The following is a 16,827-nucleotide window of genomic DNA, read 5'->3' as shown; positions in this document are numbered from 1 at the left end:
ATGAGTTGGGAAAAGTTGGAGTTAAGTTTGTTTTTCTCTCTCATCTTTCTAAAACTTATTTGGATGGAGCTGCTTTTTCTTCAGAAGATGGACCTGTTATTACTTTAACTGGAAGGTATGACAGGGTAGACAATTTTTGGTTCAACTTGGCCCACGAAGCTTTTCATGTGCTACTCCATTTGCCAAAAAAGGAAAAGAGCAATATGGTCTTTATGGATGATTCAACAAGCGACATTGTCTCCAAAAAAGAGAAAGAAGCCAATCAAATGGCAGAAAAAATTTTATTGCAAGATCAAATTTTAGAATTCTTTGAAGAATATCTTGGATATATAACAGAAGAGAAAGTAAAAGAGTTTTCGTTTTCACACAAAATACATCCTTCAATTGTAGTCGGAATTCTGGCTTTCAATCAAAAGGTTTCCTATTCAACATTACATAGATTTAAAGAGTCTGTGAGGGATAAAATTCCTTTAAAGTATAAAGCCGACAATAAATAACAGTTGTCAAATTTTGTTTATTGTTCTCTTAGAGATTAGTGATAGAGCCTAAAAAGCGTTGGCCTCATTAATGTTGATTTACAAGTGTTTTCTATCATTTATTTTAAAGACAGGAGCGAGCAAAACAGGGTTTTGCGCTGCAAGCGTCCCAAATACTTACACAAACTAATACTACTGAGCGAGGCAAAAGTTCCCTCGTTTGCTGTAAAAAATTCCGGTGTTTATTGGAGGTTTCAAGAGTTTTACAGTAAATGCTCTTTTTGAAGGCCATCGAATAAGTTGGTTTTCAATTTCTTATCAAACTTAATTTGCGATTATCTATTTCCATAGGATAATTACGTTTTTGCAACAAATTTTTTCAATGTTTTCAGGGGTTCCCAGAGTTTTTGCAACAAAAAATACAATCTATTTTTGGTGACTGCAAATAAGTAAAAGCATTGATTTTACTGACCTTTTGGCCAGGAATTGGACAACGTAGCATCGCTTTAGCGTGCTACCCTCTCGCTGTACAAAATTGGCCTACTTCGTATCCCAATTTCGCACACTGCCAAGCCAGCTAGTAACATCAATAAAAATGGGTTGTGCGCCCTATTCCAATTTTACTTTGCTTTTTTCCAAATCATTATAAATCAAAACAGAATCCTTGAACAAGATGATTGTAGTAAAATTTGAGAATTTAAAGGTTTTATGGAAAATCCCCAGAATTTTTAAGGCTTTTGTCCGATTAACTCTAGAATCGAATTCCTATATTTAGAAATTAAGATTTTTCATCTTAATTCTCTCCCCAAAATAACTTACTCAATAATAGAACAATAGCAAATATGGTTTTACAATTTTCTGTTGTCCTTCTTGACTTAAAAGCGCAAATTTTTTTAGATGTCTATGTACATACTAATTAGAATTCAACTTATAAATCATTGAGGAAGAGGATGTCCCTGTTTGAAATTAAATCTGTCAGTATAATTGAAATAGCAACTAAATTGGGAATTAAAGTGATTCGAAAAAAAGCCGAATGCTATAACGGACACGATACTAGGACTCCAAGCTTAAGCTTTGATGACAAGAAAGGTCTATTTTATTGTTTTGGTTGTGGTGAAGGTGGTGATCAAATAGATTTAGTTAAAAATGTACTCAACTTGAATTTCAGTCAGAGTTGCAGGTGGATTGAAGAACAATTTAATCTTATTACAGTAAGCGAAAAACAAAAGCATTATTATCTGAAAAAAAACAAAATAAACAGGAGTAGAAAAATAACTCCAGATAATCCTTTTAAACCTAATGCAGCTATTTATAAATGGCTGTTAGACAACCTTAATCTAAGCAATGAGGGAAAAGATTATCTTATCAATTCTAGAGGTTTTTCTGAGCAAACAATAGACTCATTTAAGATAAAGGATATAACTAATGTAGAAATAATATCAAGCTCATTGTTAAGAAAATGGGGGAGGCAGTCTACAATAGAATGTGGGTTATTTAAAACTGACGAAAAAAACAGTAAGATGCGATTAGTATGGTGGGACCATACAATTGTTTTTCCATTTTTCAACCAAAATCATCAAATAGATTATCTACAAGGAAGAAGATTAAAAGAGTCAGAACCTAAATATGTTAATCTAAAAGGTGTTAGTCCCACAATCTTTAACCTACATTCTCTCAATGGCATAAAGCAGGGAGAAAAAATATTTATATGTGAGGGAGTGACAGATGCTTTATCTGCAACTCAACTAGGGTGGAACGCAGTTGGAATTTTGGGTTTCTATTAGAGATCAAGTTACATGGTTGGCAGTGGCTAACATCATTGGAAGGCGGCTCGACAGTAAAATGCCATTCTGGAGTTATGGAAATAGGCTTTATATATCAACATTTTATGAGGAGAATGAAGAAACCAACAAGAATGAGCTAAAATTCGGATTCTATAGGAACACTTCTAGATATACTTTTAGAAAATGGACTCAAAGTTGGCCTTTGTATAGACGGCACATTTATCTTACCTCAAAATTCTTGACAGGTATGATTCATTCTGAAAGCTTTGATGATCTTGACCAAGAAGCAATGACAATAAATAATTCGTTGCCCCAAAAGCATCCATTAAAGGTAGATTATATTAATCCCAAATACTGGTCAAAAAGAGGGAAAGAAGAAAAACTTTATTGGGCGGGGTTAGATTTGGAAAAATTTTATCCAAATGTCAAACTTTCTGCCGTAAAGGATATAATGGAGAAATATCTTGCCATAGAAGATGTTCAATTCTTTGAATTAATGGATAGATTACTTGACTTTCAAATAGACTTAATAGGATGGTCCGAGGAAGAACTTAAAGAAATACAAATTCAACAAAATATAAAGTCATATAAAAATATACCAACAGGATTATTCATAGCTGGATTTTTAGCCAATGTAGCACTATTGGAAATTGACTCTAAAATTTCTGAAAAGTTAAAATCTAATAAAAATATAGCCCATTTTAGATATGTTGATGATCATGTAATAATTGCCAACTCATTTGATGAGCTGTTGGGTTGGATAAAGGAATATGAAATTATATTAAAAGAGTCTAATATTTTTACCAAAGAACCTATTAATTGGAGCAAAACGGAGCCTTTGTTTTTAGCTGAATTCTTGAGCAATAAAAAAGAAGGAGCAAAGGAGGGGAAACTATATAAAAAAGCTAAAATAGAATGTGAAGTTGACCCAGAATTTCCAAGCCCTCTTATGACTCAAACTTTGAGTAAGGTTTCAAAAATAGCAGGTACAGAATTTCAACTTTTGGATCCTGAAGAACAAAAAGGGCTTATTTCTGATATTGAACACTTGTTGATAACTGAGTTTCCTGATAATGAACTGCGAAGAGACACCCGAATTTCATTTGCCGCAAGCATGCTTACTTCATTAGTCCCAAAGATTTCAATTGATGAAAGCAAAGTTTATGATATTCATAAAGAGATTTTTAATCTCAAGCGTTCTATTCAAAATGTAAACATTGTCCAGAATATAGACAAGAAGAAGTTGGATGAGTTAAAATCTAAGATTACTTCGCTAGAAAAGAAATTAAAACAAGAGGAGTTAGTAATATCTAATGCTGAAAAGAAAATTGTCTCTAGAACTATCCGGCTATTGTCTAAATCGGTTAGAGAAAACCATCAAAAAGTTCGATTATGGACTAGGTTAATAGAATTCTGCTACAAATCGGGAAGCCCAAAAGAATATCATTTTTTAGAAGAGATTGAACGATTAGCTAAAAATAAGGAATCAACTACACTTTCAAACTCATATATTTATTCTCTTGTTTTTCAGGTTCTTACTAATCAACTGGTAATGGCTTATAAGGTAATTTCCAATGAGAGAGTGCTTTATAGGACAAAAGAAAGAGCAATTAATTTTCTTCTTGGGGTTGTTAAAGAGAGGTTTTTAAATAAAATTTCTTTTGGTCCAGACGAAAACCTGAAATTCTATCAGAAAATTACACTAGATACTTTTAAGTTCACTCTTGGCTCTATTATTTATTTGATTAAAGAAAAAAACTTGTTAAGTGAAGAAGAAATAACTGGTTTACAAATTGATTATCATGGGCTTATCAATTGGAGCAAACACCCAAAATTATTTACTGATAAAACCTCTCATACTTTTGAAGAATGGGTTTGGTGGTTTACCAATAAAATTTCAAGCTTTGATAACAATGCCCCTTCAGACATATGGTATTTAGCAATAAATGATATAGATATTCATGATGAAGTAGGACAATCTGTTATAAGCCAATTTCCAAAATACCTGCCCATAACTGTGATAAGCAAAATAGATAAGCTTAAGAACATAATATCTGTTTTTCAAAATGAAGGATGGATATTTGACTTATATAAGGGGATAGTTGAAAGAGAAATAAATATAGGAAGTGAGTTCTTGGAGTTATCGAAAAGAAAGTTTAAGAAATATGAAAAACACATCAGGTTAGATGAATGGATAGAGTGGACCAATGATAGACAACAAAATTCGCAAAGTAATGCTGATACTATTTTTTTTGACCCAAGGTTAGGAGAATGGGTGGCTTTAGAAATAATAAAACAGATTGCGGAAGAAGTCCGTGTAAAATCAGAGATAATTAAGCCCGATAAGTCAATAATAGAGAATATAAACGAAGCTGATATCTTTCTAAGATCTATTCATCCTCATAATTTTAAGATTACAAAAAGAATAATTGAAAATGAACATTTGTCATGGGAGGATACGAGAAATATATTAAAGTCCTATGGAAAGGTTGAATTTATTGCCCGTGAAAATTTTGTTTTCGACAGTAGGTTTTCTCTCTTTGGTAACATTCCTTATTCTTTCAGTCAAAAAATTGAATCAGCAATCGGCTCATTGGGCTGTATTCTAATATGTCTCCTCTCAAAGAATATGGATTTACCCAGTAAATGGAATCCAATAGGTCATCAATTCTTGTGGTTAGAGGTGATGAATAATAGATTAGGTAAAATTCCTGTTTCGTCTTACACAAGAGACATCATTTCGGGATGTTTTTCCAAAAGAAATCTGGAAACCAAAAGATTGATTCAAGATGAAATAAACATAAGATTAAGGACAGGTGATGATTTTAAAAAGGACCCTCCAAGATTTATAACTATTGGGGATTTTATTGATTATGTAAAATTGAGTCAGGATTTCCTAAGAAAACAACAACTTTCTGTTTCGGAAAACCAGCCAAGACAATTGATTCCAATAAGTTTAGTACAAATGAAAAATGATCATTATCAAAGCTTAATAGAAGAAATTGAATAGAATGTCTTACTCAGAATACCTTAGAATAGGATTTATACAAACTGTTGTTGAAGGAGACGTGGCCTGGCGTAAACTCCCAAATGGAAAGTTTGAAAAAAGAATGTCTAGGACTAGCGAAATAAACGTAATTGAAGAGATTAAAAAGGGTTTCGTTGAGTTTTCAAGTTATTCTGACTATCCGAATATTATTATTTTACCTGAGTTAAGCGTTCCATTAGGGTTTGAATACGAGCTTAGGAGGTTATGTGCTGCTTCAGGCGCGGTGGTCATAGCGGGGTTAGACTTTGTTTGGAATAAGGGAAAGGCCGCAAACAAAGCAATTGTTTGTGTTCCTAAAAATTGGCCTTCTAAAGGAAAATCCTATAGCACATCATTCTTTTATTTTGGCAAGACCTATTTTTCCAGATATGAAGAAGAAATGTATCCTGGTTCTCTGGAATCTGAACCGGCAATGTATATTCTGGATGCCGGTGATTTCGGAAAAATAGGTGTAGCTATTTGCTCTGATTTTTTTGATATTGAACGGTATGTAGTATATAAAGGGAGGATTCATCACATGCTTATTATTGCGCACAACCCTGATACTGAATCCTACTACTTTTTGACCGAAGCTATTTCAAGGCTTGTGTTTTGTAACGTGGTAATATGTAACACTGGTGAATACGGGGATTCAATAGCCTTTAGCCCTAAAAGAAAGGCATATGAGCGTACTTTATATAGACATAAGGGTAAAGGGCTCTTTTCGACACAAATGGTAAAATTACCAGTAGCTAGTTTGGATAGCGAACAACAGCCTACAGCCAAAAGTAAATTATTTAAATCAAAACCTCCAGGATATAAGAAAAAGTAGCTGTTGATCTACACACATTACTTTTCTGAGATTTAATTCATTTACAAAACTCGAACAACAGCATATTTGGCCCTTACAAGTTCCATATCCTCCATAAGTTTTTTGTCAAGCACCTTGGCGTATATCTGTGTGGTCTTTATGGACTGGTGCCCAAGCATCTTGCTCACAGATTCGATGGGCACCCCATTTGCCAAGGTCACAGTAGTGGCAAAAGTGTGCCGGGAAAGATGGAAGGTTATTCGTTTGTTTATCCCGCACAATACTGAAATCTCCTTTAGGTACTGGTTTGACTTTTGGTTGCTCAATACGGGAAGTAAGAGCGCGTTTTCAGATTTTGGAATGTGTTTTTCATACTTCTCCAATATTCTTTCCGCCATTGGCAAAAGCGGGACAGTGCTCTTAACCTTGGTTTTTGTCCGCAAGATCTTTATCCAACGCCTACCATCTATTCCTAATGCAATATCGTCTCCTGTCAATTTTTTGACATCGACATAGGACAGACCTGTAAAGCAGCAAAAAATAAAGACATCCCTTGCTCGTTCCAAACGCTCCGATTTGAATTCCTTCTCCATCAACGTTTGTAGTTCGGCCTCGGTCAGTACCTCACGTTCGGTTTTCCGCCATTTGGCCTTCCAATGGAAGAAAGGGTCAGAGACAACCCAATTGTTGGCAAACGCCATTCGCACTATCTTCTTGAAATTGGTCACATATTTGGTAATGGTATTGTGGCCTCCTGCACCGATCATATGAAGATGATGTTCAAACCGGGTAATAAATCCCAGATCCACATCTTTGATAAAAAAATCCTTCTGTCCATACTCTTTTCGGATGAATCCCTCCAAATGGTTTCGTGTCCGTACGTGCCTCCTATAGGTGCTATAGGTATAATCCTTTCCCATCAAGCTTTTCACCTTGGCATTGTGGCCATCATAAATGGATACTACCGTTTTGAGTTCATTGCCCTTGTTCAACAGGCACCCTTTTAGTATCGATGCCGTATAGGGCCTTGCCTGTGCCACAAATTCCCCCTGTATACGACGTATACGTGTTCTCAGTTCATCCAGATAGCCGTTGATTTCTTCTGGTATCCGTCCCCTTCCTTTGACCTTGCCCGAATTTGGGCACCAGTCCTCGGGGTTCACTTTTCTTTTTAGGCTGAGTTCGGCCCTCTTGGAATCAACCGTGATTCGAAGAAAAAGAGGGGACATTCCGTTTTTATCGGAGTCACTTGTTTTTGGGTAAAAAAGGATGGAAAATGTGTTTTTTGCCTCCATAACTGTGCTTTTTGGATTATTAATATCAATCTCAAATCCGAACAAAGAATTGAATGTCAATTCTTTAACATAGTTTGGGCGGCATTTTTGCGAATAAAAAAGTACTCACCGAATCACTCACCAGAACGGTTGATTTCATATGGTTTTATATGAAACCAATAAAAATGAAAAAGCCTGAAAACAGTTCATTTTCAGGCTTTTAGAGAAATTTTGAAATCTCCCGGTGGTCCCACCTGGGCTCGAACCAGGGACCACCTGATTATGAGTCAGGTGCTCTAACCAACTGAGCTATAGGACCCGCATTTTGCGGATGCAATATTAGTGTTTATTTTGCTTTACCGCAAGGTTTTAACGCCCCTACCCTTGTTTTATTTCTTGGCAGAGCTCTACCAACACCCCATTGGTCACCTTTGGATGCAAAAATGCAACCAGTTTATTATCAGCACCTTTCTTCGGGGTTTCGTTTATAATTACGAACCCTTCGTTTTTTAATCGTTTTATTTCCGTAATAATATCGTCAACAGCAAAAGCAATATGGTGAATACCTTCTCCTCTCTTTTCCAAAAACTTAGCAATGGGGCTGTCAGTTGTTGTAGCTTCCAACAACTCCACTTTGTTGGGTCCCGATTTAAAAAAAGACGTTTTTACCCCTTCCGAGACCACTTCCTCAATTTTGTAATGCGAAACGCCCAAAAGCTTCTCGAACAAAACATTGGAAGCTTCCAAGTCTTTTACGGCAATGCCAATGTGCTCAATCTTGTCCATAGGTTCCTCTTTTTGATTAAAAACACAGTCCTATCCCCCAAAAATACACACTGTTATCCTATCCTTTCGTGCAGATGGTCATTAATTCGCTTATTTTTGCACCATGGAGGAAACACAAAGGCAAAAGAAAATAGCGGGAATCATCCAAAAGGACTTGGCCGATATCCTACAAAGAGCCGCCACGGATGGTGGCTTAAAGGGAACCTTGATCTCTGTTTCCAAGGTGTCCGTGACCACTGACCTGTCCATCGCAAAGGCATATGTGAGCATTTTTCCCAACAAGGATGCCCAAAAACTATTGGAGGGTATCAAGGCCAGCCAAGTGGCCATCCGCTATGAATTGGCCCAACGGACCAAAAACCAATTGAGGAAGGTCCCTGAACTTAATTTTTATCTTGATGATTCGTTGGAATACATCGATAACATTGAAAAATCGCTCAAAGGCGAAGAAAATCCCATTGAAAATAGGGACTTGCTCGACAAACGAAAGAAATCCTGATTTTGAACTTTCCTCTCTATATCGCAAAGCGTTACTTACGATCTAAAAGCAGCCAAAATGCGGTAAACATCATCAATTTTATTACATTTTTGGTCATTGTTATTGGTTCTGCGGCCCTATTTGTGGTGCTTTCGGCCTTTGCGGGACTCAAAACCTTCAGTCTTTCCTTTTCCAATACATTTGATCCCGATCTTAAGGCCACAGCCGCTATTGGAAAACATTTTTCCCTTACCCCTGATCAAGAAAATGATTTGGCAAAGCTCCCAGGGGTTGTCAATTATTCCAAAGAATTAGAGGAAAAGGTCTATATCACATATAAGGAGAAAAGTTTCTTTCCTTTCATCAAGGGTATCGATGCCAATTACAGGGCTGTTACCGGCGTGGACAGCACCCTCTATTTTGGCACTTGGGGCGATATGGAATATAGCACCGTTATGGGCATTGGCATCTACAATCAGCTTGGGGTGCCCATAGACAATTACCGAAATCCCATGACCGTATTGGCCCCTAAACCGGGCAAGGGTTCTTTCTCACAGCAGGGGTTCAACTCCAAACCCTACAATCAACTTTCCTTGGTGCTCAGTGGGGTATATGCCGTTGAGGAACATTTGGACAAAAAGTACATTTTTGCGCAACTTCCCCTAGTTCAAAAATTATTGGAAAAGGACAGTACGGAAATCTCGGGAATCAATTTTAAATTGGATGCCAGTGTTCCAGTAGATGAAGTGAAGAACTCCATTAAAACGGTTTTGGGCGATACCGTGCTAATCCTAACCCGACAAGAGCAGAACGGCACCTTGCACCGTATGCTCAATACCGAAAACCTAGCAACCTACCTCATTTTTACCTTGGTATTGATCATTGCCCTTTTCAATGTGGTAGGGGCCATCATCATGATGATTTTGGACAAGCAGCAAAACTCCAAGACATTGTTCAGTTTGGGAACCACCATCAAGGACCTCAGAAGAATTTATTTCGTTCAAGGGTTGTTGGTAACTTCCTTGGGTGGATTTATTGGGGTGCTCATAGGCTCCTTGCTGATTGCCTCGCAATTGGCCTTCAGTTGGCTGAAAATTACCCCTTCCTTGGCCTACCCTGTGGAATACAACATCATGAATGTGTTCTTGGTATTGACCACGATTGTGGTTTTGGGCTTTATCTCATCAAAAATTGCAAGTAGCCGGATTACCAAGAAACTGATTAAGGCCTAGGCGAACTGAAAGTCGCCAAACTTCTCCAAAACTTCATCAAAAGCGGCAAACACATCGGCAGATTCGTCACTGGTGACCATCTTCATCCGATATTCCTTGAAGTGTGGAATACCCTTGAAGTAATTAGTGTAGTGCCTACGGGTTTCAAAAACTCCCAGTTTTTCTCCCTTCCAATCAATGGACATTTGAAGATGTCTACGGGCGGCTTCCACACGTTCTTCCATGGTAGGGGGTGGTAGATGGGTTCCCGTCTTGAAATAGTGCTTCACTTCTTTAAAGAACCAAGGATAGCCTATACTAGCACGACCGATCATAGCACCGTCCAATCCATATTCATCCCGCATTTTAACCGCAGCTTCGGGGGTATCCACATCGCCATTTCCAAAAACGGGAATATGCATTCTGGGGTTGTTCTTGACCTCGGCAATGGGTTTCCAATCGGCCTCACCTTTGTACATCTGTACCCGGGTACGCCCATGGATGGATATGGCCTGGGTACCCACATCCTGAAGTCGCTCCGCAACCTCAACTATTTTTATGGAATTGGCATCCCAGCCCAAACGTGTCTTTACAGTAACCGGCAGTTTTGTGCGCTTAACGATTTCCTCGGTAAGTTTTACCATAAGGGGAATGTCCCGCAAAATACCGGCACCTGCATTTTTGCAGACCACTTTCTTTACCGGACAGCCAAAATTGATATCGATGATATCCGGGTTGGATTTTTCAACAATATCCACTGCCTGCAACATGGCATCCAGCTCTGCACCAAATATCTGGATGCCCACGGGACGTTCCTTTTCATAAATGTCCAGTTTGATGACACTTTTGGCGGCATCCCTGATCAACCCTTCCGATGAAATGAACTCGGTGTACACCACATCAGCCCCTTGTTCCTTGCATAAAGCTCGGAATGGAGGGTCGCTCACATCTTCCATAGGGGCAAGAAGCAACGGAAAATCAGGTAGTTCTATGTTTCCAATTTTTGGCAAATCCTATCTTTTTTGGACTGCAAAAGTACAAAATACCCGAAAATCAAGGTATTATTCCGTGGCTTGGAGCCTATCACGCTCCTTTTTATCGATTCCACGCTGGTTGTCCTCCAACCTGAAGTTCCCAAAATTATAGGTAAAGCCCACTCGGATGAACTGGGTTTCGGGTCTTCTTCGGTAGAAATTGTCCTGATTTAGATACTGAGATCGGTAGGTAGGCACATACTGCTCCAAAATATCCTCTGCCGCTATGGAAATGGTGGCCCTGTTGTTGAAAAGTGACTTGCGAAGCCCCAACGTCAGGTTCATCTGCTCATCGGAAATATAGGACCCGAACAAAAATTGTGAGATATAGGTGAAAGTCACCTCACCCGTGAAGGTTCCATCCTTGGAAAGGGTAAGGTAGTTGGCCAAATAGCCATAAACGCCGTCCACTTCGTTGGTGTATTCAACATTGTTGCTCTCCACGGCCAAAAAAGTCTCCTCTTCATGAAAAAAAGAGGTGTAGGCATAGACGAACCACGATGGCAAAATGGTCTTGCTCAGCGTAAAGTCCAATCCGTAGGAGGTACTTTCCAACACATTTTGCTTTAATTCCACCAATGTCTGGTTGTCGTTGTCCTGAAAGACCAAATCAGCAATATTACTTCCGTTGTCCCTATAATAGATGTCGAAGAAATATTCGCTGTTGAGGGTATAGTTGAGATTAAAATTGTTGCTGAAGTTCGGGGTGAGCCTTGGGTTCCCCTCTTCATAGTCATTTTCATTGAAGAAAAACCGGAAAGGATTTAGGTCGTTGTATTTGGGCCGGTTTACATTTCTACCATAATCAAAGGAAAAGCTATGGTTCACCGAAGGACTATACAACACGTACAAGGACGGAAACGGCTCAAAGAAATCCTGTGTGTTGGTCTGGTTCAAGGTCACTGACCTTCCCTCCGCTTCGGTGAGCTCTCCACGCAACCCTAGTTTCATGGACCATTTTTCCCAGTTCTTCACAAAGCTCAAATAGGCCGCATATACATTTTCATCATAAAGATATCGGTCGGACAAGGTGGCATCTACCGTATTGCTACTGCCCAAAAAGTTGAAAAAATCCACTTGGCTTTCCGACTCAATGAAGAGATTTTAGCCCCGGTCTCCAAGGATGCATTGCCAATAGGGGTGGAATAATCCACCTGCCCGGTAAAGATCTCTATGTCCTGCCGCGAATCGGAATCAAACCCAAAACTTCGCAAAAACCCGCCACTGGCATCATAATAGTCTGAAGCCAGATTTTGAAAATATGTCCCATTATAATTGGTGTAGTGGCCATTGGCACTCAGTCGGGCCCCTTCTTTCTTTAGCTTATGCACATAGGTCAGGTCAAAGGCCAAGTTGGTGTTGTCCAGCATAGCATTGTTGTGCGTGGTAAACGTGGAATCTAGTTGCCCCATTCCATTGCGCATATCATTGACCAATCGGGTCTGTTGGTCTTGGTCTGGGTTGAACACCAAGTTGGAGGTCAGGTTTAAACTATTGCGGTCATCCAAATCATAATCCAAGATAATGCTGGCGTTATGCGACTGTGTCTTTTTGGTCTGATTGTACTTGGTGTCCCATTGTGAAAAAACGGTGTTGGTACCGTCCATGAAATGGATGTCCTTGTCCGTTTTTCGTACTTCTTTTTGGGGGTTGATGCTATAATTGGCAAACAAATGGAGTTTGTCCGTTTTATAGTAATGGCTGGTTCCCAAACTAAACTTTGGAAATACGGCTTGGGTATACGTTCCGTTGATACTTCCCTTATAACCGGGAACAATGTTCTTGTTGGTGACAATGTTCAAAATAGGACCTCCTTCCGCATCGTAACGTGCTGGTGGGTTGGCAATGACCTCCACGGATTTGATATTGGTCCCCGAAAGGCCCTGTAGCAAATCCTGTACCTCTTGACCAGACAATTGTACCTTTCTGTCATTCAAATAAACCGTTGCATTTTGTCCACGGATCAATAGCTCATCTTGATTAACGATCACTCCAGGTGTACTTTTCAGGATATCCCATGAGGTTCCTTGGGAAATGACGGTATTTTCAACTGAAAAGACCAGTCTGTCTGAAAGTCTTTGGAGTTTTGGCCGTTGTGCCGTAACAACCACTTCATCAAGTGCATTGGTCTCCAAGGGTATGATGAGTGCCCCAAGGGAAACATCTTTGGCTATGTCCAAAGCCCGAGGTTCCGACCCCCTACCCACATAACTGGCTTGCAACAAATACAGGTCCGGTTCAACTCCCACAAGGACAAAAACACCATGGTCATCTGCCGAGGTTCCCTTTACAAAAGTGGTATCGGTGGCCTGTAATAGCAAAATGTTGGCAAAGGGAATGATTTGGTTCTGTTCGTCCACTACCTTTCCCGTTATCTGATAGGTCTGCCCAACGAGATTGTTGGACACCAAAAACACCAATAACAAAATATAGGTGATGTGCTTCATTTACAGATTGGGTTGAACCTCAAATCTAAGAAATAATTTCAGAGCGATATACCGCGCTCTTTTTCTTATTTGTAAAAAAGCATTTGCAGGTAGCTAAAACAGCTATATTTGCAGTTGCTATCAATCTGCTTTTGGATTGACAACCGATGGATATGGAGAAGATTAGGAATTTTTGCATCATTGCACATATAGACCATGGTAAGAGTACCTTGGCCGACCGCTTATTGGACTTTACTGGGTCTGTTACCGAACGCGAGAAGCAGGACCAATTATTGGACAGTATGGACTTGGAGCGCGAGCGTGGTATTACCATTAAAAGTCATGCCATACAAATGGAGTATGTGCACAATGGGGAAACGTATGTCCTTAATTTGATAGACACTCCTGGCCACGTGGATTTCTCTTACGAGGTCTCCCGTTCCATTGCAGCCTGTGAAGGGGCGCTTTTGGTAGTCGATGCAGCACAGAGCATACAGGCACAGACCATTTCCAACCTTTATTTGGCCTTGGAAAATGACTTGGAAATCATTCCTGTTCTTAACAAAGTGGATTTGCCCAGCGCCAACCCTGAGGAAGTTACCGACGATATTGTTGATCTTTTGGGTTGTAGGCCAGAGGAAGTCATTCCGGCAAGTGCCAAGACAGGGATAGGTATCGAGGAGATTTTAACCGCTATCATTGAACGTATCCCTCCTCCAAAAGGCAATATAGATGAACCATTGCAAGCCTTGGTCTTTGATTCTGTCTATAATCCCTTCCGAGGGGTTGAGACCTATTTTAGGGTCATCAATGGAGAAATTAGAAAGGGTCAGAAAATTAAGTTCGTGGCCACTGGAAAATCTTATGAAGCCGATGAGATTGGCACATTGAAGCTAAAGCAGTTACCAAAACCAAAAATATCTGCGGGTGATGTAGGCTATTTGATCACCGGTATCAAGGATGCCCGCGAAGTAAAAGTGGGAGATACAATTACAGATTCTGCAAATCCCACCAAAAATGCCATTGAAGGTTTTGAGGATGTAAAGCCTATGGTTTTTGCCGGAATATACCCTGTAGATACTGAAGATTTTGAAGAACTGCGCTCCTCAATGGAGAAATTGCAGCTTAATGATGCTTCCTTGGTCTTTACCCCGGAAAGTAGTGCCGCTTTGGGCTTTGGCTTCCGATGCGGGTTCTTGGGCATGTTGCATATGGAAATCATCCAGGAACGTTTGGAGCGCGAGTTTGATATGACCGTGATCACCACGGTACCCAACGTAAGCTACCATGCCTTTACCACCAAGGACAGGGAAACCCCGGTCATTGTGAACAACCCTTCGGACTTGCCCGACCCTTCCACCGTGGACCGTGTGGAAGAGCCGTATATCAAGGCTACGATCATTACCAAATCCGATTTTGTGGGGAACGTCATGTCGCTCTGTATTGAAAAGCGTGGACAGATTGTTAACCAGACCTATTTGACCACGGAACGGGTAGAGCTTATTTTTGATATGCCGCTCGCCGAAATTGTTTTTGACTTTTACGACCGTTTAAAAACCGTTTCAAAAGGGTATGCCTCTTTTGATTATTCACCCATTGGAATGCGCGTATCCAAGCTGGTACGGGTAGATATTTTATTAAATGCACAGCCTGTTGATGCCCTGTCGGCTTTGGTGCATTTTGACAATGCCCACACCATTGGCAAGAAAATGTGCGAAAAGCTAAAGGAGCTTATCCCAAGGCAGCAGTTTGATATTCCGATACAAGCAGCGATTGGCTCCAAAATCATTTCCCGGGAAACCATCAAGGCGTTGCGAAAAGATGTTACCGCCAAGTGTTATGGTGGGGATATTTCCCGAAAGCGAAAACTTCTGGAAAAGCAGAAAAAAGGGAAAAAACGTATGCGACAAGTAGGGAATGTGGAAATTCCACAGCAGGCGTTTATGGCCGTTTTAAAGTTGAATGATTAAGGGCCCAAAAAGGGTGTAGCACGTACTTTAAGTTAACATTATATTTTTGTTCGAGCAATCACTCGCATCCTGAAGTTTGATTGATGTCTTTTGAACAATGACGACGGCATTCTTGATAATTAAATTTTGAAACATAATCGTATCTGCCTTATATCCCAATCATTTCATATTGATTTGACTCGATTTGAATAGAATATCAGTATCATTTCCATGCTACACTTTATTGTATACTGGTATTATAATTATGAGCGTCTAATTCTTTTTGGAGAATTTCTATTTTCTCTTCCAACTCTAAAATGTGCTGATCCCGCTCTTTTGCTTTGATTGCTGATTCCCAGACATAGGTTTCGGGTTGGGAATAATAGCTTTTTCCGGACTGGGCCTTACCTTCTGTAACCGGAATGTTTTTTAGGAAGCGTATTTGGCTTTTTAGTTCGGACAACCGGTAAATTTTATCCTGCACCGACTGGTTTGCTCGGGTGATGCTTGTTTTAAGGTTCACCAACTTTTCAATAGTACTTTTGAGTTCTTCCATCACCTCTTTGGGGTCGTAGGCCCTGGGATTCCCCTCAATTACACAATTATAAGTAGTAATCCTGTTCTGTAGCTCCAAGAGCTTCTTTACAAGATTGTTCTTCTCCTTTAAAGCTTCGTTTATTTTCATTTCCTTGTCTATTAAAGTCAAAGCAAGCTCAGGCAATATCTTAGATTGATAACCTGGAGGTTCTTTACAATTCCAAGTTTTCCAATTGGCATCCGATACCCACAAAGTCTTTGGCTGAATGTCCTTCCAAATCGTCCTTGGTAAGGGGTTTTACAATATCGCCATGGTATAGGGTGTACGTGCCGTCCAAATGGTCACATATTTCCAATTCAATACCATCTTTGGCCATACAAGAAAAACATTCCAGGTTTTTACTTACTTCCGGGGCTTCTTCCAAAATTGAATTTTCTTCAATAAATCGTTCCGCATCAAAAGAGCAGGACGCAAAAACCCATAAGATTATCCCAGAAAATACTACCACTTTCATTTTTTTGATTTTACGTTTAATAATCAAAAGGAAAGATATTCATCATGGACATAAACATGTCCGCGAATTGACGGATGGCCCTTTTGGATTGACGGATGGGCAAAAAATTCTAAAAACGATTAGAATGATTATCCATTACTCATTAAAACCCATTATGGTAGAAACCATATTCATTTTAGGGTCGAACGTCACATTGAAGTTTAGCTTCCTGCTCCCAAAGCACAAATTAAGTCCAAGTAATCTTCGGCGGTAACTTCCAATAGATCCAACGCTTCTTGTGTTACTTTTTCTGTTTCTCCAGCATAGGAAAGTGTATATGTCCCGTCTTCATTATCACACATTTCTACTTTTTCTCCTGCTACGGTACATGAGTCGCATTCGGGGCCATCGTCATCTTTAGAGCAGCCAATAATATAAAAGCATGATGCAGTAAGGAATAAAATAATTTTTCTCATAGAATATGATTTTATGTTATTCAATGAGATAAAAATACTTGGACAAACGCCTAATTAAGGGTT

13 protein-coding genes, 1 tRNA gene and 1 pseudogene are annotated in these 16,827 nt (G+C 39.4%); 7 read left to right on the top strand and 8 right to left on the bottom strand.

The genetic code is table 11. The features are described 5' to 3' along the window. The first annotated feature begins 5 nt into the window (after positions 1 to 5). The 4 genes from ACP14V_RS00355 (at position 6) to ACP14V_RS00340 (ending at position 6,120) form a co-directional block, all read left to right on the top strand. Complete coding sequence (locus ACP14V_RS00355) at positions 6 to 497, top strand: ImmA/IrrE family metallo-endopeptidase (RefSeq protein WP_424987635.1); 492 nt, start codon at positions 6 to 8, stop codon at positions 495 to 497. A 929-nt stretch (positions 498 to 1,426) separates the two neighbouring features. Then, on the top strand, positions 1,427 to 2,260 hold the full coding sequence (locus ACP14V_RS00350) for a CHC2 zinc finger domain-containing protein (protein ID WP_272609117.1): 834 nt from the start codon (positions 1,427 to 1,429) through the stop codon (positions 2,258 to 2,260). Positions 2,261 to 2,507: 247 nt separating this feature from the next. Then, positions 2,508 to 5,270, top strand: coding sequence for an RNA-directed DNA polymerase (locus tag ACP14V_RS00345; protein ID WP_272609116.1), 2,763 nt, complete (start codon positions 2,508 to 2,510; stop codon positions 5,268 to 5,270). Position 5,271: 1 nt separating this feature from the next. After that, positions 5,272 to 6,120, top strand: coding sequence for a hypothetical protein (locus ACP14V_RS00340; RefSeq protein ID WP_272609115.1), 849 nt, complete (start codon positions 5,272 to 5,274; stop codon positions 6,118 to 6,120). Positions 6,121 to 6,161: 41 nt separating this feature from the next. Here the strand turns inward: ACP14V_RS00340 and ACP14V_RS00335 are convergent, their stop codons facing one another. The 3 genes from ACP14V_RS00335 to mce all read right to left on the bottom strand — a co-directional run bounded on the left by ACP14V_RS00335 (position 6,162) and on the right by mce (position 8,159). Beyond that, entirely contained in the window at positions 6,162 to 7,394 is a 1,233-nt protein-coding gene (locus tag ACP14V_RS00335; protein WP_272609114.1) for a site-specific integrase, read from the bottom strand. A gap of 224 nt (positions 7,395 to 7,618) precedes the next feature. Continuing rightward, positions 7,619 to 7,692 (bottom strand) — tRNA-Ile (locus ACP14V_RS00330). Positions 7,693 to 7,751: 59 nt separating this feature from the next. Continuing rightward, complete coding sequence (gene mce, locus ACP14V_RS00325) at positions 7,752 to 8,159, bottom strand: methylmalonyl-CoA epimerase (RefSeq protein WP_272609113.1); 408 nt, start codon at positions 8,157 to 8,159, stop codon at positions 7,752 to 7,754. A 103-nt stretch (positions 8,160 to 8,262) separates the two neighbouring features. Between mce and rbfA the strand changes: the two genes are divergently transcribed. Then, the gene (gene rbfA / locus ACP14V_RS00320; RefSeq protein WP_136565075.1) at positions 8,263 to 8,658 is read left to right on the top strand and encodes a 30S ribosome-binding factor RbfA; all 396 of its coding nucleotides are present in this window, start codon (positions 8,263 to 8,265) and stop codon (positions 8,656 to 8,658) included. A gap of 2 nt (positions 8,659 to 8,660) precedes the next feature. Next, positions 8,661 to 9,869 (top strand): ABC transporter permease, encoded by a 1,209-nt coding sequence (locus ACP14V_RS00315; RefSeq protein ID WP_272609112.1) that lies wholly within the window; start codon positions 8,661 to 8,663, stop codon positions 9,867 to 9,869. Here ACP14V_RS00315 and dusB read toward each other — a convergent pair. Together dusB and ACP14V_RS00305 are read right to left on the bottom strand one after the other, a co-directional pair. After that, complete coding sequence (gene dusB, locus ACP14V_RS00310) at positions 9,866 to 10,858, bottom strand: tRNA dihydrouridine synthase DusB (protein WP_272609111.1); 993 nt, start codon at positions 10,856 to 10,858, stop codon at positions 9,866 to 9,868. The genes ACP14V_RS00315 and dusB overlap by 4 nt on opposite strands. Positions 10,859 to 10,909: 51 nt before the next feature. After that, positions 10,910 to 13,329 (bottom strand): annotated as a pseudogene (locus ACP14V_RS00305) (outer membrane beta-barrel protein). A 152-nt stretch (positions 13,330 to 13,481) separates the two neighbouring features. Between ACP14V_RS00305 and lepA the strand changes: the two are divergent. Next, entirely contained in the window at positions 13,482 to 15,278 is a 1,797-nt protein-coding gene (gene lepA, locus ACP14V_RS00300; RefSeq protein WP_272609109.1) for a translation elongation factor 4, read from the top strand. Between the two features lie 220 nt (positions 15,279 to 15,498). Here the strand turns inward: lepA and ACP14V_RS00295 are convergent, their stop codons facing one another. From ACP14V_RS00295 to ACP14V_RS00285, 3 genes are all read right to left on the bottom strand, one after another. Continuing rightward, entirely contained in the window at positions 15,499 to 15,942 is a 444-nt protein-coding gene (locus tag ACP14V_RS00295; RefSeq protein ID WP_272609108.1) for a hypothetical protein, read from the bottom strand. A gap of 64 nt (positions 15,943 to 16,006) precedes the next feature. Further along, on the bottom strand, positions 16,007 to 16,309 hold the full coding sequence (locus tag ACP14V_RS00290) for a hypothetical protein (RefSeq protein WP_272609107.1): 303 nt from the start codon (positions 16,307 to 16,309) through the stop codon (positions 16,007 to 16,009). Between the two features lie 200 nt (positions 16,310 to 16,509). Further along, entirely contained in the window at positions 16,510 to 16,764 is a 255-nt protein-coding gene (locus ACP14V_RS00285; protein WP_136565069.1) for a hypothetical protein, read from the bottom strand. Positions 16,765 to 16,827: the final 63 nt, after the last annotated feature.

Origin of the sequence: Flagellimonas alvinocaridis (assembly GCF_965248585.1) — a bacterium.
In the GTDB taxonomy this organism is placed as follows: Bacteria; Bacteroidota; Bacteroidia; order Flavobacteriales; family Flavobacteriaceae; genus Flagellimonas; species Flagellimonas alvinocaridis.
Note: the sequence above shows the minus strand (reverse complement) of the source record. Positions and strands in the feature narration are given on the sequence as shown.

Coding starts and splice junctions, on each gene's coding strand:
- rbfA (WP_136565075.1), top strand. CDS start 8,263: ATGGAGGAAACACAAAGGCAAAAGAAAATAGCGGGAATCATCCAAAAG.
- ACP14V_RS00350 (WP_272609117.1), top strand. CDS start 1,427: ATGTCCCTGTTTGAAATTAAATCTGTCAGTATAATTGAAATAGCAACT.
- lepA (WP_272609109.1), top strand. CDS start 13,482: ATGGAGAAGATTAGGAATTTTTGCATCATTGCACATATAGACCATGGT.
- ACP14V_RS00295 (WP_272609108.1), bottom strand. CDS start 15,942: ATGAAAATAAACGAAGCTTTAAAGGAGAAGAACAATCTTGTAAAGAAG.
- ACP14V_RS00335 (WP_272609114.1), bottom strand. CDS start 7,394: ATGGAGGCAAAAAACACATTTTCCATCCTTTTTTACCCAAAAACAAGT.
- ACP14V_RS00345 (WP_272609116.1), top strand. CDS start 2,508: ATGATTCATTCTGAAAGCTTTGATGATCTTGACCAAGAAGCAATGACA.
- ACP14V_RS00340 (WP_272609115.1), top strand. CDS start 5,272: ATGTCTTACTCAGAATACCTTAGAATAGGATTTATACAAACTGTTGTT.
- ACP14V_RS00285 (WP_136565069.1), bottom strand. CDS start 16,764: ATGAGAAAAATTATTTTATTCCTTACTGCATCATGCTTTTATATTATT.
- mce (WP_272609113.1), bottom strand. CDS start 8,159: ATGGACAAGATTGAGCACATTGGCATTGCCGTAAAAGACTTGGAAGCT.
- ACP14V_RS00290 (WP_272609107.1), bottom strand. CDS start 16,309: ATGAAAGTGGTAGTATTTTCTGGGATAATCTTATGGGTTTTTGCGTCC.